The sequence below is a fragment of the Parapedobacter sp. genome, from assembly GCF_053550995.1.
In genome coordinates this window covers 1-23350 of record NZ_JBMQOC010000019.1, presented here as the reverse complement: position 1 = coordinate 23350, position 23350 = coordinate 1, and the positions used below count along the sequence as shown (strand labels likewise).

Annotated in this window: 29 protein-coding genes; 25 read left to right on the top strand and 4 right to left on the bottom strand. The window is 49.7% G+C overall.

Going from position 1 to position 23350, the window contains the following annotated elements; genetic code table 11:
* Nucleotides 1–263: 263 nt before the first annotated feature.
* The 9 genes from ACO1NT_RS02885 (at nt 264) to ACO1NT_RS02845 (ending at nt 6816) form a co-directional block, all read left to right on the top strand.
* The gene (locus ACO1NT_RS02885) at nt 264–1682 is read left to right on the top strand and encodes an MBL fold metallo-hydrolase (RefSeq protein WP_449046892.1); all 1419 of its coding nucleotides are present in this window, start codon (nt 264–266) and stop codon (nt 1680–1682) included.
* Nucleotides 1683–1752: 70 nt separating this feature from the next.
* Nucleotides 1753–2400 carry a peroxiredoxin gene (locus tag ACO1NT_RS02880; RefSeq protein ID WP_449046891.1) on the top strand — a complete coding sequence of 216 codons (648 nt, stop codon included), beginning with the start codon at nt 1753–1755 and terminating at the stop codon, nt 2398–2400.
* Between the two features lie 26 nt (nt 2401–2426).
* The gene (locus ACO1NT_RS02875) at nt 2427–2738 is read left to right on the top strand and encodes a rhodanese-like domain-containing protein (RefSeq protein ID WP_449046890.1); all 312 of its coding nucleotides are present in this window, start codon (nt 2427–2429) and stop codon (nt 2736–2738) included.
* 5 nt (nt 2739–2743) lie between these two features.
* On the top strand, nt 2744–3304 hold the full coding sequence (locus tag ACO1NT_RS02870; protein WP_449046889.1) for a YeeE/YedE family protein: 561 nt from the start codon (nt 2744–2746) through the stop codon (nt 3302–3304).
* A gap of 3 nt (nt 3305–3307) precedes the next feature.
* Nucleotides 3308–3808: a DUF6691 family protein gene (locus tag ACO1NT_RS02865; RefSeq protein ID WP_449046888.1), complete on the top strand. Its 501-nt coding sequence runs from the start codon at nt 3308–3310 to the stop codon at nt 3806–3808.
* Between the two features lie 18 nt (nt 3809–3826).
* The gene (locus ACO1NT_RS02860; RefSeq protein ID WP_449046887.1) at nt 3827–5218 is read left to right on the top strand and encodes an MBL fold metallo-hydrolase; all 1392 of its coding nucleotides are present in this window, start codon (nt 3827–3829) and stop codon (nt 5216–5218) included.
* Between the two features lie 5 nt (nt 5219–5223).
* Nucleotides 5224–5964, top strand: coding sequence for a DUF2490 domain-containing protein (locus tag ACO1NT_RS02855; RefSeq protein WP_449046886.1), 741 nt, complete (start codon nt 5224–5226; stop codon nt 5962–5964).
* Nucleotides 5961–6176 (top strand): DUF6132 family protein, encoded by a 216-nt coding sequence (locus ACO1NT_RS02850; RefSeq protein ID WP_449046885.1) that lies wholly within the window; start codon nt 5961–5963, stop codon nt 6174–6176. The genes ACO1NT_RS02855 and ACO1NT_RS02850 overlap by 4 nt, the downstream gene beginning before the upstream one ends.
* The gene (locus tag ACO1NT_RS02845; protein WP_449046884.1) at nt 6157–6816 is read left to right on the top strand and encodes a methyltransferase domain-containing protein; all 660 of its coding nucleotides are present in this window, start codon (nt 6157–6159) and stop codon (nt 6814–6816) included. The genes ACO1NT_RS02850 and ACO1NT_RS02845 overlap by 20 nt, the downstream gene beginning before the upstream one ends.
* On the opposite strand, the gene ACO1NT_RS02840 is transcribed toward ACO1NT_RS02845, so the two are convergent.
* Complete coding sequence (locus ACO1NT_RS02840; RefSeq protein WP_449046883.1) at nt 6763–7974, bottom strand: MFS transporter; 1212 nt, start codon at nt 7972–7974, stop codon at nt 6763–6765. The two genes, ACO1NT_RS02845 and ACO1NT_RS02840, sit on opposite strands and share 54 nt — an antisense overlap.
* Nucleotides 7975–8132: 158 nt before the next feature.
* On the opposite strand from ACO1NT_RS02840, the gene ACO1NT_RS02835 reads away from it, so the two are divergent.
* The 4 genes from ACO1NT_RS02835 (at nt 8133) to ACO1NT_RS02820 (ending at nt 10537) form a co-directional block, all read left to right on the top strand.
* Nucleotides 8133–8369, top strand: a complete 237-nt coding sequence (locus tag ACO1NT_RS02835; RefSeq protein WP_449046882.1) for a hypothetical protein — start codon at nt 8133–8135, stop codon at nt 8367–8369.
* A 7-nt stretch (nt 8370–8376) separates the two neighbouring features.
* The gene (gene trxA, locus ACO1NT_RS02830; RefSeq protein WP_449046881.1) at nt 8377–8673 is read left to right on the top strand and encodes a thioredoxin; all 297 of its coding nucleotides are present in this window, start codon (nt 8377–8379) and stop codon (nt 8671–8673) included.
* A 223-nt stretch (nt 8674–8896) separates the two neighbouring features.
* Complete coding sequence (locus ACO1NT_RS02825) at nt 8897–10150, top strand: FAD-dependent oxidoreductase (protein WP_449046880.1); 1254 nt, start codon at nt 8897–8899, stop codon at nt 10148–10150.
* A gap of 99 nt (nt 10151–10249) precedes the next feature.
* Complete coding sequence (locus ACO1NT_RS02820; RefSeq protein WP_449046879.1) at nt 10250–10537, top strand: YtxH domain-containing protein; 288 nt, start codon at nt 10250–10252, stop codon at nt 10535–10537.
* A 218-nt stretch (nt 10538–10755) separates the two neighbouring features.
* Here the strand turns inward: ACO1NT_RS02820 and ACO1NT_RS02815 are convergent, their stop codons facing one another.
* Together ACO1NT_RS02815 and ACO1NT_RS02810 are read right to left on the bottom strand one after the other, a co-directional pair.
* A complete protein-coding gene (locus ACO1NT_RS02815) occupies nt 10756–11097 on the bottom strand; it encodes a hypothetical protein (protein ID WP_449046878.1) in 342 nt (113 codons plus the stop codon).
* A 155-nt stretch (nt 11098–11252) separates the two neighbouring features.
* Nucleotides 11253–11381, bottom strand: a complete 129-nt coding sequence (locus ACO1NT_RS02810; RefSeq protein WP_449046893.1) for an ATP-binding protein — start codon at nt 11379–11381, stop codon at nt 11253–11255.
* A gap of 197 nt (nt 11382–11578) precedes the next feature.
* On the opposite strand from ACO1NT_RS02810, the gene ACO1NT_RS02805 reads away from it, so the two are divergent.
* The 11 genes from ACO1NT_RS02805 (at nt 11579) to ACO1NT_RS02755 (ending at nt 22787) form a co-directional block, all read left to right on the top strand.
* Entirely contained in the window at nt 11579–13051 is a 1473-nt protein-coding gene (locus ACO1NT_RS02805; protein WP_449046877.1) for an MBL fold metallo-hydrolase, read from the top strand.
* Nucleotides 13052–13093: 42 nt separating this feature from the next.
* Entirely contained in the window at nt 13094–13516 is a 423-nt protein-coding gene (locus tag ACO1NT_RS02800) for a hypothetical protein (protein ID WP_326327707.1), read from the top strand.
* A gap of 109 nt (nt 13517–13625) precedes the next feature.
* Nucleotides 13626–15008, top strand: a complete 1383-nt coding sequence (locus tag ACO1NT_RS02795; RefSeq protein ID WP_449046876.1) for a TolC family protein — start codon at nt 13626–13628, stop codon at nt 15006–15008.
* A 10-nt stretch (nt 15009–15018) separates the two neighbouring features.
* Nucleotides 15019–18189 (top strand): efflux RND transporter permease subunit, encoded by a 3171-nt coding sequence (locus tag ACO1NT_RS02790; RefSeq protein ID WP_449046875.1) that lies wholly within the window; start codon nt 15019–15021, stop codon nt 18187–18189.
* Nucleotides 18190–18212: 23 nt separating this feature from the next.
* On the top strand, nt 18213–19322 hold the full coding sequence (locus ACO1NT_RS02785) for an efflux RND transporter periplasmic adaptor subunit (protein WP_326327710.1): 1110 nt from the start codon (nt 18213–18215) through the stop codon (nt 19320–19322).
* 176 nt (nt 19323–19498) lie between these two features.
* Nucleotides 19499–19930 (top strand): TlpA family protein disulfide reductase, encoded by a 432-nt coding sequence (locus ACO1NT_RS02780; RefSeq protein WP_449046874.1) that lies wholly within the window; start codon nt 19499–19501, stop codon nt 19928–19930.
* A 16-nt stretch (nt 19931–19946) separates the two neighbouring features.
* Nucleotides 19947–20522 carry a TlpA family protein disulfide reductase gene (locus ACO1NT_RS02775; RefSeq protein WP_326327712.1) on the top strand — a complete coding sequence of 192 codons (576 nt, stop codon included), beginning with the start codon at nt 19947–19949 and terminating at the stop codon, nt 20520–20522.
* 447 nt (nt 20523–20969) lie between these two features.
* Entirely contained in the window at nt 20970–21695 is a 726-nt protein-coding gene (locus tag ACO1NT_RS02770; protein ID WP_449046873.1) for a DUF6597 domain-containing transcriptional factor, read from the top strand.
* A 72-nt stretch (nt 21696–21767) separates the two neighbouring features.
* Nucleotides 21768–22301, top strand: a complete 534-nt coding sequence (locus ACO1NT_RS02765; protein ID WP_449046872.1) for a dihydrofolate reductase family protein — start codon at nt 21768–21770, stop codon at nt 22299–22301.
* An 11-nt stretch (nt 22302–22312) separates the two neighbouring features.
* Complete coding sequence (locus ACO1NT_RS02760; RefSeq protein ID WP_449046871.1) at nt 22313–22462, top strand: Txe/YoeB family addiction module toxin; 150 nt, start codon at nt 22313–22315, stop codon at nt 22460–22462.
* 196 nt (nt 22463–22658) lie between these two features.
* Complete coding sequence (locus tag ACO1NT_RS02755; protein ID WP_449046870.1) at nt 22659–22787, top strand: hypothetical protein; 129 nt, start codon at nt 22659–22661, stop codon at nt 22785–22787.
* A 52-nt stretch (nt 22788–22839) separates the two neighbouring features.
* On the opposite strand, the gene ACO1NT_RS02750 is transcribed toward ACO1NT_RS02755, so the two are convergent.
* Complete coding sequence (locus ACO1NT_RS02750) at nt 22840–23139, bottom strand: hypothetical protein (protein WP_449046869.1); 300 nt, start codon at nt 23137–23139, stop codon at nt 22840–22842.
* 25 nt (nt 23140–23164) lie between these two features.
* On the opposite strand from ACO1NT_RS02750, the gene ACO1NT_RS02745 reads away from it, so the two are divergent.
* A partial coding sequence (locus ACO1NT_RS02745; protein WP_449046868.1) for a hypothetical protein occupies nt 23165–23350 on the top strand: 186 nt, incomplete at its 3' end.

Genomic DNA, 23350 nt, shown 5'->3' with positions numbered 1-23350 from the left:
TTCCTGCTGTTGGTTACTGGGCTGGCCATACTCGGATTCTACGTGGGGAACGGGATTTCGGGCAAGGTATCCGGCCATAAGCTACAAAAGGGTTTCGGCTGGTTTGTGCTCTTCATGAGTATTTATATCCTGATTAACGAACTTTTTCTTTAACGATCATATCCGAAGGTGACGGAAGTCACCGAATCGAGGTATCCCACGCCTTTACCTTTGTATCATTAAACATATAATACAAATCGGAAATCAATCAAATAAAAATAACCATGCAAATCGAACAGATTTACACAGGATGTCTGGCGCAAGGCGCTTACTACATCGAAAGCAACGGCGAGGCCGCTATCATTGACCCGTTGCGGGAAGTCGACCCCTATATCAAGCGGGCGGAAAAAGACGGTGCGACCATCAAATATGTACTGGAAACCCACTTTCACGCCGACTTTGTATCCGGCCATATTGATCTGGCCGAAAAAACCGGTGCCACCATCGTGTATGGTCCTACGGCTCAGCCGGGATTTGCCGCGCATGTAGCCGAGGATGGTGAAAAACTGAAATTGGGCGACGTGACCATCACCGTGATCCATACACCTGGTCACACCCTGGAAAGCACTAGCTTCTTACTTACCGACGAAATGGGAAAGGAAGTGGGCCTCTTCACCGGCGACACACTCTTCATTGGCGACGTGGGTCGCCCCGACCTTGCCCAAAAAGTAAGGGCCGAACTTACCGAAGAGGTGCTTGCCAGCCACCTATATGATTCACTGCATACTAAAATCATACCCCTGGCCGACGATATCATCGTCTATCCTGCCCATGGAGCCGGATCGGCCTGTGGCAAGAACATGAGCACGGAGACCACCGATACGCTGGGCAACCAGAAGAAAACAAACTACGCATTGCAGGACATGCCTAAAGAAGCGTTCATCAAGCAGGTGCTGACAGGACTTATGCCACCCCCGGCTTATTTCCCGAAAAATGTATTGATGAATATCCAGGGATACGACAGCATCGATGAAGTGCTGGATCGGGGCATGCAATCCCTGAATCCGGCAGCCTTTGAAGCGGCTGCCAATGAAACCGATGCCATATTGCTGGATACGCGGGATGCGCAGGTATTTGCAAAGGGGTTCATTCCCAATTCCATCAATATCGGGATCGACGGCAGTTTTGCCCCATGGGTAGGCGCCCTCATTCCCGATATCCAACAGCCTATCCTCATTATCGCCGAAGAAGGTCGCGAGGAAGAAGTGATTACGCGCCTCGCCCGTGTGGGTTATGATCATGCTATCGGCTACCTGAAGGGCGGTTTTAAGGCTTGGCAGGCAGATGGTCGTGAGGTCGACGCCATTACTTCCATCACTGCTGATGAACTGGCCTTGCTAAAAGAAGCAAACGCTGGCCCAGCCATCCTCGATGTCCGGAAACAAAGCGAATATGACGCCGAACATGTGATCGGTGCACAGAACCTGCCATTGGATTATTTCAACGAACGCCTCAGCGAAATCGATAAAACCAGGACGTATTATGTTCATTGCGCCGGGGGGTACCGTTCGATGATTCTAGTCTCCATTCTCCGGGCAAGAGGGTATGACAATCTAATTGACATACAGGGCGGATTCAAAGCCATCAAAACGTCGGACAAATTCGCCATCAGCGACTACGTATGCCCGAGCACGATGCTATGACAGTTTAGTAACGTTTAATAATCACCGATCCTGCCGCCAAAGCAGTGGCAGGATCAAAAAAATCAAGAAAATGGAAACCACAACAATGACAACCATGCCGAGGATCGGCGATCTGGCACCGGATTTTTCGGCCGTCACTACTACCGGACCGATGACGTTCTCGGAATATAACAAGGGTAGCTGGGTGATCTTCTTCTCCCATCCTGCCGATTTCACACCCGTCTGCACGACCGAAATGAGTGGTTTTGCGCAGGACAGTGATTTTTTCGGGCAACACAACACCAAACTGCTCGGACTGAGCATCGACAGCATCCATTCGCACATCGCCTGGGTCAATGCCGTCCATGAAAAAACAGGGGTGCTTTTCGGATTCCCCATCGTGGCCGACCTGGATATGAAGGTCAGCAAATTATATGGCATGCTACAGCCCGGAGAAAGCGAAACGGCGGCCGTTCGGGCGGTCTTTTTCATCGATCCTGTCGGCAAAATCCGCCTCATCATGTACTACCCGCTCAACGTTGGCCGGAATATGGAGGAAATCAAGCGTGCGCTGCTCGCGCTACAGACTTCGGATGAGCACCAAGTGGCCACGCCGCTTAACTGGCAGCCCGGAGACAAGGTTATCATTGGCGCTCCAAAAACGTTGGAAGCGCTCGCCGCGCGCAAGGCCAGCGATCTGGAAATGGTAGACTGGTACCTGGCGAAGAAGTTACTTTAACAAGTCATCGATTACACACAATAGCAATGAATTTTCTAACTGCCCTTTTCGGCACTTCCGAAAAAGCTGATTTCAAGCAGCTCAAACACGACGGTGCCCTGATCATCGATGTGCGGACACCCGGCGAATTTGCGGGTGGGCACATCACCGGGAGCATCAACATCCCATTGGATAAAATTTCTGTCCGAGCGGTGGAACTGAAAAAGAAAAATAAACCCATCGTCACCTGCTGCAGAAGCGGCAACCGGAGCGGTATGGCCAAAACCATACTGGCTGAAGCCGGATGCGAAGTATACAACGGCGGGGCATGGAATGTGTTGAACGAAAAAATCAATTGACGCTTATGATTGAATGGTTGAAACAACCGTGGCCGTGGTATATCGCAGGCCCATTGGTGGGACTCACCGTCCCCGTACTTCTGATTTTCGGCAACAAGCACTTCGGCATTTCGGCCAACCTGCGCCATGCCTGTGCCACCTGCTTTCCTTCGGACATCAAATTCTTCAAGTACGATTACCGGAAGGAATTCTGGAATCTCTTTTTTGTCGTCGGTGCTTTCGGCGGCGGAATCATCGCCATGTGGCTATTGGCAGATCCCAATCCCATCGTGGTCCATCCGGCACTGGTTAACGAGCTTGCCGGATACGGCATCAACGACTATTCCAGCATGGTCCCGCAACAGCTCTACAACTGGGATTACCTATTGTCAGCAAAGGGTCTCATGATGATGGTAGGTGGCGGATTCCTCGTCGGTTTCGGCTCCCGCTATGCCGGAGGCTGCACCAGCGGACATTCCATTATGGGACTGAGTACCCTGCAATGGCCCTCGCTCGTCGCAACGATTTGCTTTATGATCGGTGGGTTTTTAATGGCCAACCTATTTTTACCAGTTATTTTAGGATAAACGATGAATAATTCAGCAATAAAGCAAACAGATTTTGAGATCCGTGCCCAGGATACGATATGCATCAATGAATCGCAGCTGCAACACAAATGGTATCACAACATCAAGTACCTCATCGTGGGTATCTTATTCGGGATTGTCTTCGTCAAAGCCGAGGTCATCAGTTGGTTCCGTATCCAGGAAATGTTCCGCCTGCAATCGTTCCACATGTACGGCATCATCGGGTCGGCGATCGCCGTGGGTGTCCTGTCCGTTTGGTTGATCAGGAAATTTAACATCAGGACCATCTACGGCGAGCCCATCACCTTCACACCGAAAAAATTCAACAAAGGGCAGATTTACGGGGGGCTGATCTTCGGCCTGGGTTGGGGCCTCACCGGCGCTTGCCCAGGCCCCTTGTTTGTCCAGATCGGCACGGGTGCCACCGTGGTAGGCATCGTGTTGCTCAGCGCAATTGCAGGCACCTGGATGTACGGTAAATTGCGGGATAACCTACCGCATTAATGCAATAAAATAAAAGCTATGTTTTTTCAACACATTTATGATCAATCACTCGCTCAGGGTAGTTACCTGATCGGATGTCAGGCGACCGGCGAATCCATCGTGATCGATGCCAAGCGCGATGTAGACACGTACCTTGACATTGCAAAGCAGAATGGCCTCCGTATTACGCATGTCACGGAAACGCATATCCATGCGGATTTCTTATCCGGCACACGCGAACTCGCCGCATTGACCGGGGCAACGATGTACCTTTCCGACGAGGGCGGGCCCGATTGGCAATACCAATTTGCCCATGAAACGCTGCGCGATGGCAGCATTATTAAGGTGGGCAACCTCACTTTGGAGGTCATCCACACGCCGGGACACACGCCGGAAAGCATCAGCTTCCTGCTGCGCGACCATCCGGCCACGGACGAGCCGATCATGCTCTTTACCGGCGACTTCGTCTTCGTGGGCGACATCGGCCGCCCCGATCTGCTGGAAAAAGCAGCAGGACTGGTGGGCACACAGGAGATCGGTGCACATCAACTGTTCCAGTCACTGACGAAATTCAGCAACCTACCTCCTTACGTACAGGTATGGCCGGGACATGGCGCCGGATCGGCCTGTGGCAAAGCGCTTGGTGCGGTACCCAGTACCACCGTGGGATATGAATTGATACGGAACTGGGCGTTCCGTTTTGAAAACGACGAAAAGGAGTTTACCGACTACCTGCTCACCGGACAGCCCGAACCGCCGATGTATTTTGCTACGATGAAAAAGCTCAACAAGGTGGATCGTCCACTGTTGACCAAAGTACCGCAGCATCCAAAGCTCACGAAAGACCAATTCCTTTCGGCATACGAGGGCGGTGCGAAGATTATTGATACCCGTCCTAAAATCAGGCATGCCAACGGAGCCATCCCCAGAAGCCTCGGCATCGAAAACAGCCGGTCATTCTCCACATGGGTGGGCTGGCTGGTGGGGTACGACGAACAGATCGTACTCGTGGCCGACGACGCACAGGTCGAAGATCTGACGCGTAAGCTCATGCGCATCGGCCTGGACAACATCCTCGGATATATATCCGGCGTGGATGACCTCGGGCTTGCATTGGAAACGCGCAGCATCATCGACATGGATACCTTCAGGTCGTTGCTTAGCCGGGACGACGTACAGGTCGTGGACGTACGCGGTGCATCCGAGTATGCGGCCGGACACATACCGGGTGCCGTTAACCTGTTTGTCGGTACGCTGGCCGACCACCTGGACGAACTGGACCGGAGCAAACAGCTGGTTATCCACTGCCAAAGCGGCGCACGGGCAGCCATTGCCCAATCTGTATTGGCCGCCCACGGTTTCAAGGATGTACAGAATTTCTCGGGCGGTATGGCGGAGTGGCGGAATAAAAACCAGCCCGTCATCGCGTAAAAAGAATGAACAGCGTGAACTATCGTTGGGGATTCCTCTTACCCGTAGTCTGCATGTTGGTTTGCCCTACCACGCTGTCAGGACAGACTCGTACGAATGGGTGGTTCCGTTTTACAGGCCGGTACCGATTCAGCGAAAAGCTGACGACCGACCTGGAGGTTCAGCACCGCAGGCAGCAAGACGGAACGAGCGGGTATCCCCTTCGCCACGCGGCACTCTATTCCATTCGACCCTGGGTATATTACCGCATCAACGATGGAGTGCGCATCGACGCCGCCCCCCTTGCGTACTATGTCCTGTATCCGGCCGTAACGCACCGGGGCGAAAAATCAGCGACGCCAACAACTGAATACCGCAACACGGTTGGGATATCGCTCCGGCATCGTCTATTGCCCCGACTATGGATTACCGACCGCACGCTCTGGGAATACCGCAATTTCTCCCGAGGGAAGGACATCCTGCGCGGACGTGCCCGGCTTGGGTTGCAATACAACCTGAGCACCAAAACGAAGGTCATCGCGCAGGAAGAACTCCTGTTCAACCTCCACGGTGCCCCCACAAGCCACCTGTTTGACCACGATCGGCTCAGCCTATCCGTGCAGGTACCGATCGGCAGCAGATTTTATGCGGATATGGGCTATATGCATGCAAACCGGCTTCCTCTACTACAGACCGGGCTGCAAAAGGAGCACAATATTTTTTTACAACTTACCATCGATTTCACGTCAACAGACAAACGTATATGAAACGTACCAACATACTTCTTACCCTTACGGGTATCGTATTGGGTGCCGTGGGTGGCTATTTGTATTACCACTACATCGGCTGCAACACCGGCACCTGTCCCATCACTTCAAAACCACTCAGCAGCACGCTCTATGGTGCCTTGTTGGGTGCGTTCCTCTTTAATACATTTACGGGCAATAAACACAAACAGCATGAAGAACCTCTGGGATGAGCGCTATCGCGATAGCGCTTATGTGTATGGCACGGCACCCAATGTATGGCTGAAAGAGCAACTCAGGGACTTAACACCCGGATTCATCCTCTTCCCCGCTGAGGGCGAGGGGCGCAATGCCGTATATGCGGCCACACAGGGATGGCGCGTCAGTGCGTTCGACCAAAGTGCCGTCGCCAAAGCAAAAGCGGAGCAGCTGGCAGCCCAAAGGCAGGTCCGGATTGATTACCAGGTGGCTGATGCCCAATCGGCAGCTTATCCACTGCACAAATTCGACGCCATAGCATTCATCTATGCCCATTTCGGTCACGAACACCGGGATAGCATCGTCCAACGGTTACTGCAAAGCCTGAAGCCCGGAGGCACCGTCATCTTTGAAGCATTTTCGAAACGACAGCTCCGGTTCCAGGAGACCGAGCGTTCAGGCGGTCCTACGGATGAGCGCATGCTGTATTCGATCGACGAAGTAAAGGGCATCTTCCGGAGGCTCACCTTTACCACGCTCCATGAAGCGGTGATCGACCTCAACGAAGGATTGTACCACGTGGGCAAGGCTTCGGTAGTTCAGTTTGCAGGGCATTTAAGGTCAACGCCCCGGCATGCGGAATCGGATGATGAGCGCAGAACCGACCGTCAGTAGGCCAACAAACAATATCGCATATCCGATGCCGAGCCAGTCGGCCACTGTTCCTGAAATCACCGCGCCGAACGCATATCCAAGGTCCCGCCACAGTCGGAATGTCCCGATGCTTTCGGCACGCTGCACGGGGCTGGTCACTTCCGCGATAGCGGATAGGAAGGTGGGGTAAACCAGGGCCGTCCCCAGGCCCAGCACCACTGAAATGACGGCCAACATATAAAAATCAGTACTGAAAGAAATGAAGATAATAGCCAACCCCTGCAGCAGCATCCCCCAGAACAAAAGCTTCTTTTTCGCGTACCTGTCGGCCATTTTCCCTGTAAAGAGCTGCCCGATACCCCATACGGCCGGATAAATCGCCGTGATGGCACCTGCCTGTTCGCTGTTATAGTGAAGCGACAGCAGGACGATGGGCAGCAACCCCCAAATCATCCCGTCATTGAGGTTGTTTACCAAACCTGCCTGCGTCACAGAACTCAGCGTCCGGTTACCGAACGTGGTTTCCCAAAACACATGGCGTAATTTTTCGGTGGTGTTCAACGTACTTTCCCGTTGCACAAAAGCAGCGGTGTCTTTCACCCAAAAAATGGTCAGCAACAGGCCAGCGAAAGACAGGAAGACGCCAATGAAAAAGGGATACGGCGTTACGCCGAACCGGGCAGCAACGTAACCGGTCAGGAAGGCGACAAGCCCCACAGCAGCGTAGCCGGCAAACTCATTTAATCCCATAGCCAAGCCACGGTCTTTCTCGCCCACCAGGTCAATTTTCATCATCACCGTACTGCTCCATGTCAAACCCTGGCTCAGCCCCAGCAAGACATTGGCAATGATCACCCAGTTCCAACCCGGCGCGTATATCAGCAAGAAAGGAACGGGCATGGCGAGCAGCCAGCCAATCAGTAACAGCTTCCGCCGCCCGACCCGGTTGGCCAACCGCCCCGTGAAATAATTGGCCACGGCCTTGGCCAGCCCGAAAGCTGTGATAAAAGAAAGGATCGCCGTGTTGGACGCGATGCCAAATTCCTCCATAGCAAACTGGGGGAAAATCGTCCGCTCCATGCCGACCATCCCGCCCACGAATGCATTGACAATAACCAACAGTGCAAATTGCTTCCAATTTTCCCGAAGTCCGAGCTGAACGAAATTTGCTGATTCCATATCGAATGTTAAAGCAAAATACAAAAATGACCTTTTGTTTGCTTTCTTTCAGTGATTGTTGTCACAATCGTACTCACCCCAAAGAACAACCCATTGTGACTAAAGTCACCTGTAGCCCAACTTGAAATAGCCATCTTTGTATGAATACAATGGAAGAAATGATGAAGACATTACTAACAAACTGGAACCTGATGCGCGGAATACGGCTGGCATTGGGTATTTTGATTATCGTGGAAGGACTACGCAGTGACATCATTCCACTCACGTTAATGGGAGCCGCATTCGCTGCATTGGCCCTATTCAATGTAGGGTGTGGTGCAGGCGGCTGTGCGGTTCACCCACCACGATCTAAACCGTCCGGCAAAACTAACGTTGAATACGAAGAAGTTAACTAAAATAAAAATGGATACATTCAACGGACTGATAAATGGCGACAAGCCGGTCTTGGTCGACTTTTTTGCGACGTGGTGTGGCCCCTGCCACATGCAGTCGCCTATTCTGGAACAGGTGAAACAACGCATCGGTGATGCCGCAGCGATTATTAAAATCGACGTGGATAAAAATCCGCAGCTAGCAGGGCAATACCAAATCCGGGGTGTACCTACCCTGATGATATTTAAAAATGGTGCCGTCAAATGGCGGCAATCCGGCGTATTTCCCGCCAATGAGCTGGAAAGGCTATTGAAGGAAAATATATGATCAGACCATGAACGATATTTCCGATAACTTTTATATCGCTCCTATTCCGACCGCTGGAAGCCAAGTGCAGACCGCCGATGCGACGGAACAAACCTTGTTCCATCATAAACCGGGAATCGCACCGCATCATGACATAGGTCGTTGCCCTGTGTGACCCAGGTCACCTTCGCGACCACTACCCACAGGTATATTTGTTCATGACGTTAATTTAACCGCATCGAACATGGAATCGCATTATCAAGTATTGATTATCGGAGGGGGCACAGCGGGCATCATGGTGGCCACCCAGCTCAAGCGTAGGCAGCGCAACCTCACCATTGCAATCATCGAACCCTCCAACGACCATTGGTACCAGCCCGCTTGGACACTTGTGGGAGCCGGCACATACAACTATGCCAAAACGCGTCGTGACGAAGCATCGCTCATCCCTCCCGGCGTCACCTGGATAAAGGACGCCGCAAAGACGTTCGAACCCTCAGAAAACACCGTCGAAACTGCCTCGGGCGATCGGCTAGGTTACGATTACCTCGTGGTATGCCCGGGTTTGGTGATGGATATTGATGCCCTGCCGGGATTGCGGGAGGCTATCCAAACCGAGGCTGTGTGCAGCAACTATATAGACCCCAATAAAACCTGGCAGCTCCTGCAGCGGTTCAAAGGCGGCAATGCGGTGTTTACACAGCCCACAACGCCCATCAAATGTGGCGGGGCACCGCAGAAAATTATGTATCTGGCAGATGATCACTTCCGCAAAAGCGGGGTGCGCGCACGTACGAATATCATCTTCGCTACACCGGGATCCGTTATCTTTGGCACCAAGGAATTTGCCGAAACGCTCAACAACATAATCGCCCGAAAATCCATCATTACCAAATTCTTATATGCACCGACAAAGATTGACGGCGACAATCGTCACATTTTCTTCCGGTATACGGGTGAAGCCGCTAACTGGCAGGCTGCCGACGCCATCCATGAAACCATGCAAAACGACGGACTTGTGAAACTCCCCTATGATCTGCTGCACCTGGCCCCACCGCAGGCCGCTCCGGCGTTTGTCCGCGATTCGCCGCTGGCCGAAACCGAGGGCCCTAACAAAGGATGGATACCGGCGGATCCGTATACCCTTCAACACCCGGCTTTTCCGAATGTCTACGCACTCGGCGACGTTGCTGCGCTCCCCACAGCAAAGACCGGTGCCGCCATCCGGAAACAGGCTCCCGTAGTGGTGGACCACCTCCTTGCTGCTATCAACGGCCGAAAGACCGACAGCAAGTATAACGGATATTCGTCCTGCCCGCTCGTGACCGGCTACGGCAAGATGCTACTGGCCGAATTCAAATACGGAAACGTACGCGACAGCGACCCCCTGATCAGTAAATTCGTGGATACGACCAAGGAGCAATGGACCATGTGGCTACTGAAGAAATACGGCCTCCCCTATCTCTACTGGCACCGGATGATGAAAGGAAAGATGTAAAGCCGATGAGTAAAATCAATCGTTCGGATGATCGATGTCAGTCCGAATAACGCTATCCCAAAATACCTTAGCATCGATTACGAATTAATTCAACAAGTCATGAAAAAAACAGAACAGATTTTGCTGGGCATCTTCGGAGTTTTTGCCGCAGGCGTCCTCGCCGGAACACTGTATGCACCGGACAAAGGAGAAAGAATAAGGAAACGGATTCTCCGCAAAGGCCGATGGTTCCTGCACTCGGCAAGTGATACCTTCGCTGAAGCGAAGGAAAAGCTTGAAGACATAAAGGATGGCCTGAAAGACAACATCGAAAAAATCAGCGGTGAAATGGATCGCCTCTCCTGCTGTCAAACGCAAAAATACCGATTCCCAAAAGAAAGGCAATAACGCGACGTATCAACAATCGGTTGTTATGGCATGTAAACAAAGTTAAAATATAGGGAAGGAAGCCATCATTTCCGGAAAGACCATTAAGGGCACTCCCACCCGGTCGATCACTTTCCGGGTGATGCTTCCCCTTGCTATCCGATGCCACCGGCTCTGCACCTTGTGAACAATGACAAACAGATCACAGGGGCCGCGTTGGCTTGATCGGTACAGTCCACCTACCACAGACCGATTCCGGACGGGCCGGTAATAGAGTCTCGGATACCCGACCGTTGTTGATGCTTCAACAAGGAAATTCTGAACCCTGACGGGAATATTCCTGCCTGGTTCATCTCCGCGCGATACACAAACCAATGAAATCTCTGATCCGAAATGGGTACACAGGCTGCTTCAACCATCTCAACATTATAAGATTGAAATCGTTCACTTACTGTTCCAATTTGCTTCATTTCCATGGGATTGATGTTTACTGCATCCGTATTTTTCTTTTCTGCATTTTGACATCCGACAACAAGCATTAGCGCTACAGCGGATAAAAATGGTATTGCAGTTTTTTTCATGGTAATTATTTTATTTGTTGTTCGATTTCTGCTTGTACCTCTTCAATTTTTGATTTTAACTCCTTATTCGCAATTTCCCCTTTCTTTTTACGTATTCAACAGCTTTTAGTTGTCGTTAGTTTAACCCAAGTTTCATTAGCTGTTCTACTGTCGACTTATTTTTGAAATAGGGTAACCGAAAAACCGCCGTCTTGCTCGATAAGCTCGGGTTCGGGGAGTTCAGCCTGTCTACAAGTCTCGATGATTTTTATCGTTCCCCTTCCCCATGAGTCAATCAATCTTATCTTTTCAATTTTCCTTTTTTTATGGTAGCCACGGACTGTTTAGATTTATTAACCTTTTCAATGAATGTATAGATTGGTACGGATTGTCTTTAAGCTGATACTGATACGCAAATTTTCTCGTTATGTGACTAAAGTAACCGTAAAATGCTGGCCGATTGTCTAAATTTGCGGACAAACGATTTTAAGAAAGGGGAATTATGCGGAACAAAGGAAACATCACGGCGATCACGTTCTTGCTTGCTGTTTTTACACAGGCAAACAAATCACATGCCCAAGGCTATTTTTTTGAACGGGTATATGACGAAAGCCTTGCGCAGGTAAGTTATGTCATCGGCGACTTGAATACCGGAGATGCCATTGTTATAGACCCTCGGCGGGATATCGATGTATACCTGAAAATAGCGGAGACAAATCATCTCAAAATTACGAAGATAGCCGAAACGCATATTCATGCCGATTTTTTAAGCGGCTCGCGCGAGTTGGCAGCCGCTACCAATGCAGAGCTGTTGCTGTCAGACGAGGGCGGACCAGACTGGCAATATCAATTTCCGCACCTCGGGTTAAGGGACGGAAGCTTGATTACAATCGGTATGGTGGAACTGAAAGTCATGCACACCCCCGGACACACACCCGAAAGCATCACATTTCTGGTAAGAGACACCGAAATTTCCACCGCCCCGCAGAGGGCCATAACGGGCGATTTTATATTGGTGGGCGATGTCGGTCGCCCCGACCTACTGGAAAAATCTGCGGGCCACGTCGGCTCGCAGGAGATCGCCGCAAAGCAGCTATATGCTTCCATTCAGCAATTTTCAAAACTGCCGGATGACTTGGAAATATGGGGCGGGCACGGAGCCGGTTCGTTTTGCGGAAAAAATTTAAGTACCATTCCCCATTCTACCTTGAAGGAAGAAAAGCAGTTTAATAAAGCCTTTCAATTTAAGAATGATGAATCAGAATTTGTGACATACATCCTGGACGGACAACCGGCCCCGCCCAAATATTTTGCCGTAATGAAGCAACTTAACCGCGTCGAGCGGCCGTTACTGATACAGATTCCCATACACCCGATGCTTGATCAGCCGGCGTTTCAGAAGTCGATAGACAACAATCTTTTGATTATTGATACCCGAAGCAAAGAAGAAGTTGCCGAAGGGCACGTTTCCGGTAGCTTGCATATCGAAAACGGAAAGTCGTGGTCCACCTGGATCGGTTCTTTGGTGGGTTACGAGCAACAAATCGTGCTCGTAACCGATGAAGGCCAAACGGAAGAGCTGACTCGTAAGTTGATGCGTATCGGGATGGACAACATCTATGGTTTTGTAACCGACTTGGAGAAAATGAATATCGAATTGGAGAAATCCGACCTCGTTAATATCGAGGAACTAAAAAGGCACTTAGACAATAAAGACGTACAGATCATCGATGTACGCACCGAAGGCGAATATAACGCCGGACATATCAAAGGCGTGGAAAACATCGTTTTAACCACTTTGGAAGAGAACGTAGATAGAATCCGTAAAGACAAACCGATCATTGTGCATTGCCAAAGCGGAGTGCGTGCTGCAATGGCATACTCCATTTTGAAAAGGAACGGAATACAGAACGTCCGCGTGTACCAGGGGGGCATCAATGAATGGACCGAAACCGAGTATCAGTTAGTCCAATAATTATTTGCCCAGTTATGCAAATAATGGTACTTTTGTAAATTGATGAACAAGGCTATACCACATATCTTGGAAAATGGCAAGCGAGGCATTTTTGTACTTGCGGTCACGCTTTTGGTGTTGCTTTCTTCCTGTGTTGTCAAAGCAAGCATCAAAACGTTGGCCGGTTTGCCTGTAAACTCCGAACAAGGTATACCCAAGGGCGCACGTAATTTTTCCATGAATTCCGCGGAAACATGTGTTCTGCTCGATGGGTCAGATAAGACAATCGTTCAACAACAAAGTTCGCACCATGCAAATGACCTATTGCCGGTCGTTATCTTCACGGCGGCATTTCTATTTATCGTCGGCTTTCATGCCGTAAGCAAAGAAAAGAAACACCCCTTTTATAGTGGCAGTGGCAAAATCCGAAGCTCAATTCCCATCTTTTTGGAGTATCGGAAACTCATCATCCATCATTCCTGCTAATGTCCTTCTTCGCTATTGACCTGATTGGCTCAATGGCAGGACTTCCATTGTTTTCCCTTTAAATTAATCTTCGGTCGCCGTTGCGACCTGTCAAAATTTGTGAAGTAATATGATCAAACATATTATAGCGGCCGCCGTATGGTGGCTAGCCATCGCTGTTGCTTTTCCATTGTATGCGCAGCAAAAGGAACACACGTTAGGCAGCCTGTGGTCTAAGGTGGAGGAAAACTATCCAGGCGTTGGCGTCAAAACCTCGGCGATCGATGCCGCGAGGTTTAACCAACGGGCAGTTAAAAGCCATATGCTCCCACAGGTAAACGCCCAAGCGCAAAGCACTTACGGCACCTATGAGGGAAGTGCTGGCGCCTTTTTTCCGCAGGCAGGGTTTTTCAACGTAAGTGGTTCGGCCGTACCATTGGATGGCAGCACTACGGCAGCCAACACCTTTGGTTCCGCTATTGTTCAATGGGAGCTGTTTTCATTCGGTAGACGCCGCAAGCAGAACGAGGCCGCGGATGCGTTGTATCATCGATCCGTCAGTGAAAAAGACGCCTATTTACTCGGGCTTAAAAAGACCTTGTCTGAACGGTATATCGCGCTACTATACAACGATGCCAAGCTGCACTGGACGGAGCGGAACGCCGAACGCTTAGACGATATCCGCCAGATCACTTCGGGCTTGTCCGCTTCGGGCTTGATACCTGCGGCAGACAGCTTGCTCGCGTCGTCGTCCTACGTACAGGCCATGGGTGAACGCGATAAGTGGACCGGTTTTAGGCAGGCCGCTTACTTCAAAGTATTGGAATTGTATGGCGATGATACGGTCGATTACATCGCATCGGCCATCCGCTTCGGCCATCCCGCTCCACAGGCCTTCAACGAGTTAAATCGCATCCATCCCCGACACCCTATTCTCGACGCATTGGATAAGCAATCCGACTATTACACACTGAGCGGTGAGGCCCAAAAAAAAGCGTCGCTGCCTTCGTTGAATCTGTTGGGCGGTTATGCCTACCGCGGTACGGGAATCGGGCCCAACGGCAGGGTGTCGGGCGCTTGGCGGGACGGTTTCCGCAATACGACCCATAATTTTTTGGCCGGTATCGGCATCACGTGGAATCTGACGAGCCTGCACACCAACCGCATGAAAAGTGGGCAACTTTTTAAAGAAGCGGAAAGCGCACAGTTCCGGCGTTCACAGTATGAACAGGCCATGCGTGCGGATTTATCCGCATCCCAGGCAAAAATCACAGAACAATCCGAGCAGCTTCAGAAAACGAGGCTTGCCGTACAGCAATCGCAGGACGCTTACGACATGTATCTCGCAAGATACAAAAGCGGCTTGATTACGCTGAGCGAACTGTTGCAGATACGCACCTTGCTCGAACAGGCGGAGAATGCCCATATCGAAGCTTCCCGCGAATACTGGGCATTGCTTGCCTACGAGGCGGAACTGACAGCGGATTTCGGATTTTTATTCAGCAACCTTTAATGAATCGTACATGAACATTATCAGATTTGCGTTAAGGAAACCCATTGCCATTATGGTTGCCGTATTGGCCATCGGGTTCTTTTCCTATAACACCATAAGAAAAATAAACGTCGACATCTTTCCCGAAGTCGAGCTGCCGGCGATATACATCGCGATGCCGTACGGCGGACTGTCACCGGCCTATATGGATGGGTTTATGGCCAACGAATTCCAGAAAGTGCTCTTGTTCGTTAGCGGTGTAAAAGACATTGACTTCAAAAGCGTACAAGGGTTGACGTTGATGAAGTTGACCTTCTATCCGGGGACCGATATGGCGCAGGTGGCCGGCGAAGTGTCGACATCCGTTTCCAGAGCGATGGGTTTCCTGCCACCCGGAGCCGTTCCTCCCATGGTGGTGCGTTTTGACGGGAGCTCGCTGCCCGTAGGTCAATTGGTCTTTGAAAGCGACCAGCGATCCGTCAATGAGCTGCAAACGCTGGCCATCACCCGGATACGGCCCATGTTTACGGAAGTGCCCGGTATTACTGCTCCTGCGCCTTTCGGAGGGAATATCCGTTCCATTGTGGTCAATATCGATCCGGAAGCCATGCAGGCCAATGGACTAAGCCCGGAAGAAATCACGGTAGCCATCACCAAAAACAGTCTTCCGTCTCCGGCAGGAAATATCCGCATAGGCGATAAAAACCTGATGGCGCCCATCAACTCCATTGCCAAAGGGCCGGAAGAACTCTTGAAAACACCCATAAAAGCCAACGATAACCGCACGGTGTACGTCGGCGATGTCGCCCGTGTCGAAGATGGTGCCGACCAAACGGTGGGCTACGCATTGGTCAACGGGAAACGATCGGTCTATCTGCCCATCATCAAGAAAGCCGATGCCTCTACGCTGGAAGCGGTGGAAAACCTGAAAGCGTCCATTCCAAAGCTTAAAAACCAATTGCCCGAAGACGTCGAGATCAGCTATGAATTTGACCAGTCTTCCTACATCGAACGTGCCTTGTCCAACCTCGTCTTGGAAGGTGTACTAGGGGCCGTCTTTACCGGTTTGGTCATCCTTTTATTTTTGGGCGATACCCGGGGCGCAATCATTGTGGTGTTTACCATTCCCATTGCAATCCTGTCCGCAGTTTCGGTACTGCACCTCCTGGGCCAAACCATCAATATCATGACCCTAAGCGGGCTGGCGCTTTCCATCGGTATCCTCGTCGATGAGGCCACGGTCACAATTGAGAACATACACCAGCATATGGAGATGGGTAAATCCAAAGCGAGGGCCATCATCGATGCGCTCTACGAAATCTCCATCCCGAAACTGCTGATCCTGCTTTGTATCCTTGCGGTGCTGACTCCCGCGTTTATCATGACCGGCATTCCGAAAGATATGTTTATGCCCTTGTCGCTGGCCGTCGCCTTTGCGATGATTGCCTCGTTCTTGGCCTCACAGACCTTTGTGCCGATTTTGGCCAACTGGATGATGAAAAATAAGCATAATGCAGGAATGAAAACAGCACGGAAACGTGCCTTCTTTGAAAAATTCCGGATAAACTATTCGTACCGGATGCGCAAGTGGGGTAAGAAATCAGGGGCACTTTTTGTGGGGTACGTCGTTGTCGCCGGGGGGATTGCCGCCATTTTGCTAAACGTGGTCGGTACGGATGTGATGCCGGTTTCCAACAACGGTGATTTTCAGATCCGCTTACAGGCACCGCAGGGGAGCCGAATTGAAAAGACCGAACAGATCGTCAGGGACATTACCCAAGATATCCGTTCCGCACTGCCCGAAAACGGCCTGAACATCACGTCCGCTTTTGTCGGGATGCACCCGGCAGCTTCACCCATCAACCCGATATTTCTATTCAGCAGTGCTCCCCATGAAGCCGTCCTGCAGGTGTCGGTCAATCAGGACGTCTACACCGGCTCGATAGAAGATTTCAAAGAGGTCATCCGGGAAAGGATCAACGCGAACCACCCGGAGGTCGCCTTTAACTTTGAGGCGATGGAACTGACCGAAAAAATCATGGGGCAAGGGGCGATGACACCGATAGAGGTCAAAGTGAGTGCCCGGCAGGTCAAAGGTGCTTATGCGCACGCCGCCAAGATTGAAAAGAAGCTGAAGGAGATTCCCTATCTGCGGGATGTTCGCATTGCCGAATCGATGGACTATCCAACGCTCGAAATCGAAGTGAACCGGGACTTGGCCGGACAGTTCGGCCTGACGATGCAGGACATCACCCGAAGTCTGGTAACGGCGACGTCTTCCACGCGCTATACTGACAAGAACCTGTGGGTCGACCCGGTGTCCGGGCTGGTGTTTCAGGTACAAGTACAGATACCCGAACGGATCATGCAATCCGAAGAAAGGCTGCGTTCGCTCCCGTTGAAAGCGGGAAGCCTCCGTCCGGTTCTGGAGGATGTCGCCACGATCCGCAGAACAACAGCCCCCGCACAAGTAAATCGCAAAGGCCCCAATCGCTATGTGACAGTGGTTGCCAATGTCTATGGAGCGGATTTGGGAACCGCCTCCCAGGCTGTGGGGCGGGCAGTTGCCGATGCCGGAGACCCACCAAGAGGTACTACGGTCTGGACAGCGGGAACCCTGCAGCTCCTCGACGACACATTGAGCAGTCTGTTAGCGGGTCTGGGCATAGCGATTATTGTTATATTCCTGATGCTGTCCGCGTATTACCAATCGTTTAAAGTGCCGTTGGTTATCCTGTCGGTATTGCCGGCCGTGATTGCGGGCAGCCTTATTTTGCTTTTCCTTACCGGCAGTACACTCAACCTGCAGTCTTATATGGGCATTATCATGTCGTTGGGCGTATCGGTTTCCAATGCCGTGTTGTTGGTCAATCAGGCCGAATATTACCGCCGGCAACTGGTGCTGAAACCCACCAATGCGGCAAGATTAGCGGCCTCATCGCGAATGAGACCGGTATTGATGACCGCTGCCGCCATGTTTGCCGGAATGTTACCGATGGCAATGGGCTTGGGTGATGGCGGAGAACAGGTAGCGCCGCTCGGCCGTGCTGTCATCGGTGGCTTGGTCGCTTCCACGGTTACTATTTTACTACTAGTGCCGCACTTTTTCTCTTCGGTCATGTCTAAGGCTTCCGTAATCAGTCCGTCATTGGATCCTGACGATAACCGAAGTAGGTTTTACCTCGAACCATCCAAAAAGTAAACGATTAACATATAAAAACAAAAATGATGTATCACAGCATTTTAGCTAATAAAAAAACGATAGCAAATGGGATGATGGCCGCGCTCCTATTCGGCCTTGCTTCTTGTTCACCGCAAGGCGAAGAGAAAATACAGGAACAAAAAGCGGAAACGCAAACGGTCAGCTATCCGACGGTACCCGTACAGTCACTTCATCCCAAATACGAAATCGCTGTCCCGGCGGAACTGAAACCTTATGAACAGGTCTCGGTATATGCAAAGGTTACCGGTTTCGTCAAGCAGCTTTATGTGGATAGGGGCGATTACGTCCGCGAAGGACAGCTTTTGGCAGTACTCGAGGCCCCCGAGATGGAGCAGCGGTACCTATCCGATAAGTCCAACGAGCAAAAGGTACACAGTGATTATCTGTACGCCAAACAGGCGTTTGAACGCCTGCTCGATGCCTCCAAAACCACCGGAGCAGTCGCGGATATTGAACTCGAACGGGCAAAAAGTGCCATGGAAAGTGCCCAATCTGCGTACGAAGCCTCCAAAGCGGGCACTGCACACTCGTCGCAGCTAACCCAGTATTTACGCATTACTGCACCGTTCGAAGGGGTGGTTGCCCAAAGAAATGTATCTGTGGGGGCATTGGCGGGAACAGGAAGCCCTACGCCGTTATTTATGATGGTGCAGAGCGACAAGCTCCGGCTTACCCTCTCCCTGCCCGAAAAGCACGCGTCATCCGTATATGAGGGCATGCCCGCTACGTTTACCGTAAGCTCGCAGCCCGGTAAGACATTTGATGCTACGCTTTCTCGCTCATCGGGTTTGCTCGATCAGCAAGACCGTTCCCTTACCTTGGAGTTTGACGTGAGCAACCCGTCAGGCGAATTGCAGGGAGGCGATTATGCGCAGGTCAAGCTGAAACTGAAACGCAAACGCCCATCAACTTGGGTAGCAAATAAGAGCGTATTGCACACGCAGTCGGGCACCTACGTGTTAACGTTGAACGACAACGAAATCAAGCGGATCCCGGTCAACGAAGGCATCCGTTTGGATACGCTGACCGAGGTGTTCGGAAATCTTTCTCCGGCGGATAATATCATTATCAAACCCTCCGAGGAAATCAAAGAAGGCAAAATAAATAAATAGTATAACCATCAATGAAAGCACTAAAAGATCTCAAAATGAAAACAACGAGCATAAACTCAATCGTCCGTTCGGGGATGATCATCATCACCGCCCTTTCCTTGGCGGCCTGTGGAAATACTGTGAAGAACAACGTCAACTAGGTCAAGGGCGACACGATCACGGCAGAAGATGTTGCGGTGGTGGAAACACCCCCGGCATCGGATATTTCCTTTAAAGGCGAAGACGGAAAAACCGTATCGATAAGTGCATTGAAAGGCAAGGTGATATTCATTAACTTCTGGGCGACGTGGTGCCCGCCCTGTATTCACGAAATGCCGTCCATTAATGAATTGAAACAATCGTTCAACGAAAATGACGACATTGTATTCCTGATGGTGGATGTCGATAATAAAATAGAAAAATCGTCCGCTTTTATGCAGGAAAACAACTATGACCTGCCGGTGTATGTTCCAGTCAGCGACATCCCATCCGACTATTTAGGGGGCGCTATCCCCACGACGGTGATTCTCGACAAACGCGGCGAGATGGTGGGCCGTATGGAGGGTGGCCGGGATTATTCAGACCCCCAGCTAGTCAGCGCGATCAACGAATTGGTAGGTAGTAATTAACAGCTAGAAAGAAGTTATGATTTGGCAGTACATCCGGAAAAATGGTTTCACCATTTTGCTGGTCATTTTTGTCGGGGTGATGTTCGTCAGCCCAGATACAAAGTCTTTTGTGCTCCGGCAGCTCATGGCAACCGGGCTTTTCAACGCGAGTATGGATGGCAACAGCACGGCAACCACGTCGGCTCATGATTTTGGCTTTGCTGATGAACAAGGGAATAACCACCATACCTCATCCTTAAGAGGCAAGGTTGTCTTTATCAATTTCTGGGCCTCGTGGTGTCCACCCTGTCGGGCAGAGTTCCCCTCGATTGAAACGCTTTATTCCCGGCTCAAAGACAACCCCGATGTATTCTTTCTGACCATCAACGAGGACAGCGACCTTGCCAAAGGTCGCGCCTATTTGGATGCGGAAAATTTTTCGGTTTCCCTATATACGGCGAGTGGTCAAGTACCCAGAGAAATCTACGCTGGTGCATTGCCTACCACTGTCGTGTTGGATAAAAACGGAAAAATCAGGTACCATCATACCGGTTTTGCCAATTACGCAACGGATAAGTTTATCAGACAGGTCGAAGAACTGATAAAAGAATAAATCTGTGGAAAGACACTATAATGAATGCGTTAAGCGTTTTGATTATCAAATCAATGAACTATATGAAAGGCCATAAAACGGCGTATGCCGATATATATCGCACCCGGGGGACACCTGAAGTCCGGCAAAGTAAGGAGATCGATTACCTAGTATGCGACAAAAACCCGAACACGGAGCTCTTACAGATGTCAGCCCCTAACTTCTATGAACTCGATCAATGCGTTTGGACGTTGATCTACCCAACAAACGTATCAAACACCTAAACTTGACTTTCAAAAAGCATCAATAGTTGAACAAGGGGTTCGACTGGGGTCCCTGACACCCCGCCACCCAAAATGAAGCCCGGCAATAGCCGGGTTTTTCTGTTTAAACAGGTGAGCCAATCCCTCACTCTCCACTGAGTTAATGGTCATTACCTAACTATTAAATTCTAATCAAATGGAGTACATGAAAACAACACCTTACAAAGAATTAGAACCTTTTATTAATTTCTATTGGGAACTGAAAGGAAGTGAACTCGGCGAACAATGGGAGCGGGTTTTTCCTGATGGCTGTGCAGGTGTAGTAATGAATTTAGGAGGTAATTGTTTAACAGACAGCGGTTCGGTCACCATGGAGTTTGGAAAAACTTATGTAGTTGGCGCAATGACTTCATTCAAAGATAGTTTTATTAACAGTGATACATATTTATTAGGTGTATGTTTTAAGCCAGCAACTTTCAGTAATTTTTATGACTATGTCTCCCAAGATGTATTAACTAATGACACTGTTGAGTTTGAAAAATCCAGTTCATTTGAAGTTGATAAAATCCTTCGCAACCCATTCGATTATCTCAACCAATTTTTTTCGGACAGAATAAAAAACAAAACCAACCAATTACAGGCAGTCATTAATGACATACATTCAGCAAACGGACAAATTAGTGTCTACGACCTGTCGAAGCGACATTTAACAACTGTAAGACAATTAGAACGGAGTTTTAAGAAAAACATTGGGGTATCACCCAAAGAATATTCGAATATTATTCGTTTTCAAAATGCTTTGAGCATAATTAGAAATTCAGATGAAAATCGGAGCTTATTGGATATTGCTTTTGAGTGTGGCTATTATGACCATTCGCACCTAACCAATGAGATTAAGCGGAACACAGGGTTGGTTCCCTCACAAATTTAATTTTGTCGCATTTTTCCAAAGTACCAGTACTTGTCTACGACTAATTTTGTAGCATATTAAAATTTAAGACAAATGCGTAAAATATCACTTTTCATTGCGATGAGCTTAGACGGTTATATCGCAAAACCCAACGACGACCTCAGTTTCTTAAACCTTGTACAAAGAGAAGGCGAAGATTATGGCTACGCCAAATTTACGAGCAGCATCGACACGTTGATTATTGGTAGGAAGACTTACGATTACGTGCTCAAGAATGTCGGCGTTTCCCATTATGACAATGGGGAGAGGGATGTATATGTTATCACAAGAAATCAAAGACCAAGGATAGGTAGGACAACCTTTTTTACCGGAAGTCTGCCTGATTTGGTCAAAAGATTGAAGTCTGAAGATGGAAAAAACATTTATTGTGATGGTGGAGCGGAAGTAATCAATGAATTATTGAAGCACGACCTCATCGACGAATTTATCATTTCGGTCATACCCGTTTTGTTGGGCGAAGGCACAAGGCTATTTAAAGATGGGCGACCGGAACAACAGCTCGAATTCGCGCAGGTGGAAACATTTGATACGGGATTAACCCAGTTGCGTTACAAGAAAAAACAGTGAGCCGTTAACTGGTGCTCTTGTATGAACCCTTGAAGCACCAACTGTCCGGTTCCTGGTCAAGGCGGATCAATCGTGAACATCGCATAGTTTATGAAATTTACAATGACCATACCGCAGTGATTCTTGAAATCCAGTCACTCCGTGGCCACTACCTGAAATAACTATTGCACGCCATATCGTTTATGGTATTTGTGGTATATTGACTTTCAAAAAGCATCAATAATTGAACGAGGGGTTCGATTGTGGTCCCTGACACCCCGCCACCCAAAATGAAGCCCCTCGTTTAAAACGAGGGGTTTTTCTGTTTAAACAGGCGAGCCAAGCGCGCTTGAGCGAGCCGGTTAAACAGAAAAAGGAATGAGTGCAGCGAATGGCTTCATTTTGGTGAATCCTCCCCCAAACGGGATGGCTGCGGCCTTCGAGTGCGGGGCCGTGCGGCGCAGCCAATCCCTCACCGCCCGCGGAAAAATGTCTATCTTTCGATGAAGGCTTTTTAATTTGTGAGGGGTTGGCTATTATTTTCGATGGGTTGTTCAATTTAGACATTTAGAACAAAGTACTTTTTCAATAACACTATTTGGCCTAAGTGATAATAGCAGTGTTCGATCATCGACTCTATGTTTAGAAGATAAGTGCCATATTTCTCATCTATGAAAATTTCTTGCAGTTTTTCTTCTGGCATTTGTTCAACCATTTGCGCAAATTCTATCGAATCTTTCCAAAAATTAGCTAAAAAAACTTCCCACTCCTCACTCGAAATTATTGTAGGAAAATCAAAGCTATATTTATCGCTTAGGTTTTTTGTTCCGACAAAAGAAGAAAAAGGAAAAAGTAACATATATTAGCCACCGGAAACACCCCATATGCAACTCGATTTGGCTGAACGATACATCATGGACCGGTTGACGGAAGAACTTTCGCCCGACTTTACCTATCATAACGTTGCCCATACCAGGGATGTATACCTGGGAGCCCAGCGGATAGCGGCGCAGGAGGGTGGCCGTGGCGGGGCCCTGCAATTGCTGCTTACCGCCGCGTTATTCCACCGT

What these genes read in the sequence shown, in the direction of transcription:
- ACO1NT_RS02885 (WP_449046892.1), top strand. Translation starts at nt 264, where the DNA reads ATGCAAATCGAACAGATTTACACAGGATGTCTGGCGCAAGGCGCTTAC.
- ACO1NT_RS02880 (WP_449046891.1), top strand. Translation starts at nt 1,753, where the DNA reads ATGGAAACCACAACAATGACAACCATGCCGAGGATCGGCGATCTGGCA.
- ACO1NT_RS02875 (WP_449046890.1), top strand. Translation starts at nt 2,427, where the DNA reads ATGAATTTTCTAACTGCCCTTTTCGGCACTTCCGAAAAAGCTGATTTC.
- ACO1NT_RS02870 (WP_449046889.1), top strand. Translation starts at nt 2,744, where the DNA reads ATGATTGAATGGTTGAAACAACCGTGGCCGTGGTATATCGCAGGCCCA.
- ACO1NT_RS02865 (WP_449046888.1), top strand. Translation starts at nt 3,308, where the DNA reads ATGAATAATTCAGCAATAAAGCAAACAGATTTTGAGATCCGTGCCCAG.
- ACO1NT_RS02860 (WP_449046887.1), top strand. Translation starts at nt 3,827, where the DNA reads ATGTTTTTTCAACACATTTATGATCAATCACTCGCTCAGGGTAGTTAC.
- ACO1NT_RS02855 (WP_449046886.1), top strand. Translation starts at nt 5,224, where the DNA reads ATGAACAGCGTGAACTATCGTTGGGGATTCCTCTTACCCGTAGTCTGC.
- ACO1NT_RS02850 (WP_449046885.1), top strand. Translation starts at nt 5,961, where the DNA reads ATGAAACGTACCAACATACTTCTTACCCTTACGGGTATCGTATTGGGT.
- ACO1NT_RS02845 (WP_449046884.1), top strand. Translation starts at nt 6,157, where the DNA reads ATGAAGAACCTCTGGGATGAGCGCTATCGCGATAGCGCTTATGTGTAT.
- ACO1NT_RS02840 (WP_449046883.1), bottom strand. Translation starts at nt 7,974, where the DNA reads ATGGAATCAGCAAATTTCGTTCAGCTCGGACTTCGGGAAAATTGGAAG.
- ACO1NT_RS02835 (WP_449046882.1), top strand. Translation starts at nt 8,133, where the DNA reads ATGATGAAGACATTACTAACAAACTGGAACCTGATGCGCGGAATACGG.
- trxA (WP_449046881.1), top strand. Translation starts at nt 8,377, where the DNA reads ATGGATACATTCAACGGACTGATAAATGGCGACAAGCCGGTCTTGGTC.
- ACO1NT_RS02825 (WP_449046880.1), top strand. Translation starts at nt 8,897, where the DNA reads ATGGAATCGCATTATCAAGTATTGATTATCGGAGGGGGCACAGCGGGC.
- ACO1NT_RS02820 (WP_449046879.1), top strand. Translation starts at nt 10,250, where the DNA reads ATGAAAAAAACAGAACAGATTTTGCTGGGCATCTTCGGAGTTTTTGCC.
- ACO1NT_RS02815 (WP_449046878.1), bottom strand. Translation starts at nt 11,097, where the DNA reads ATGAAAAAAACTGCAATACCATTTTTATCCGCTGTAGCGCTAATGCTT.
- ACO1NT_RS02805 (WP_449046877.1), top strand. Translation starts at nt 11,579, where the DNA reads ATGCGGAACAAAGGAAACATCACGGCGATCACGTTCTTGCTTGCTGTT.
- ACO1NT_RS02800 (WP_326327707.1), top strand. Translation starts at nt 13,094, where the DNA reads ATGAACAAGGCTATACCACATATCTTGGAAAATGGCAAGCGAGGCATT.
- ACO1NT_RS02795 (WP_449046876.1), top strand. Translation starts at nt 13,626, where the DNA reads ATGATCAAACATATTATAGCGGCCGCCGTATGGTGGCTAGCCATCGCT.
- ACO1NT_RS02790 (WP_449046875.1), top strand. Translation starts at nt 15,019, where the DNA reads ATGAACATTATCAGATTTGCGTTAAGGAAACCCATTGCCATTATGGTT.
- ACO1NT_RS02785 (WP_326327710.1), top strand. Translation starts at nt 18,213, where the DNA reads ATGATGTATCACAGCATTTTAGCTAATAAAAAAACGATAGCAAATGGG.
- ACO1NT_RS02775 (WP_326327712.1), top strand. Translation starts at nt 19,947, where the DNA reads ATGATTTGGCAGTACATCCGGAAAAATGGTTTCACCATTTTGCTGGTC.
- ACO1NT_RS02770 (WP_449046873.1), top strand. Translation starts at nt 20,970, where the DNA reads ATGAAAACAACACCTTACAAAGAATTAGAACCTTTTATTAATTTCTAT.
- ACO1NT_RS02765 (WP_449046872.1), top strand. Translation starts at nt 21,768, where the DNA reads ATGCGTAAAATATCACTTTTCATTGCGATGAGCTTAGACGGTTATATC.
- ACO1NT_RS02755 (WP_449046870.1), top strand. Translation starts at nt 22,659, where the DNA reads ATGAGTGCAGCGAATGGCTTCATTTTGGTGAATCCTCCCCCAAACGGG.
- ACO1NT_RS02750 (WP_449046869.1), bottom strand. Translation starts at nt 23,139, where the DNA reads ATGTTACTTTTTCCTTTTTCTTCTTTTGTCGGAACAAAAAACCTAAGC.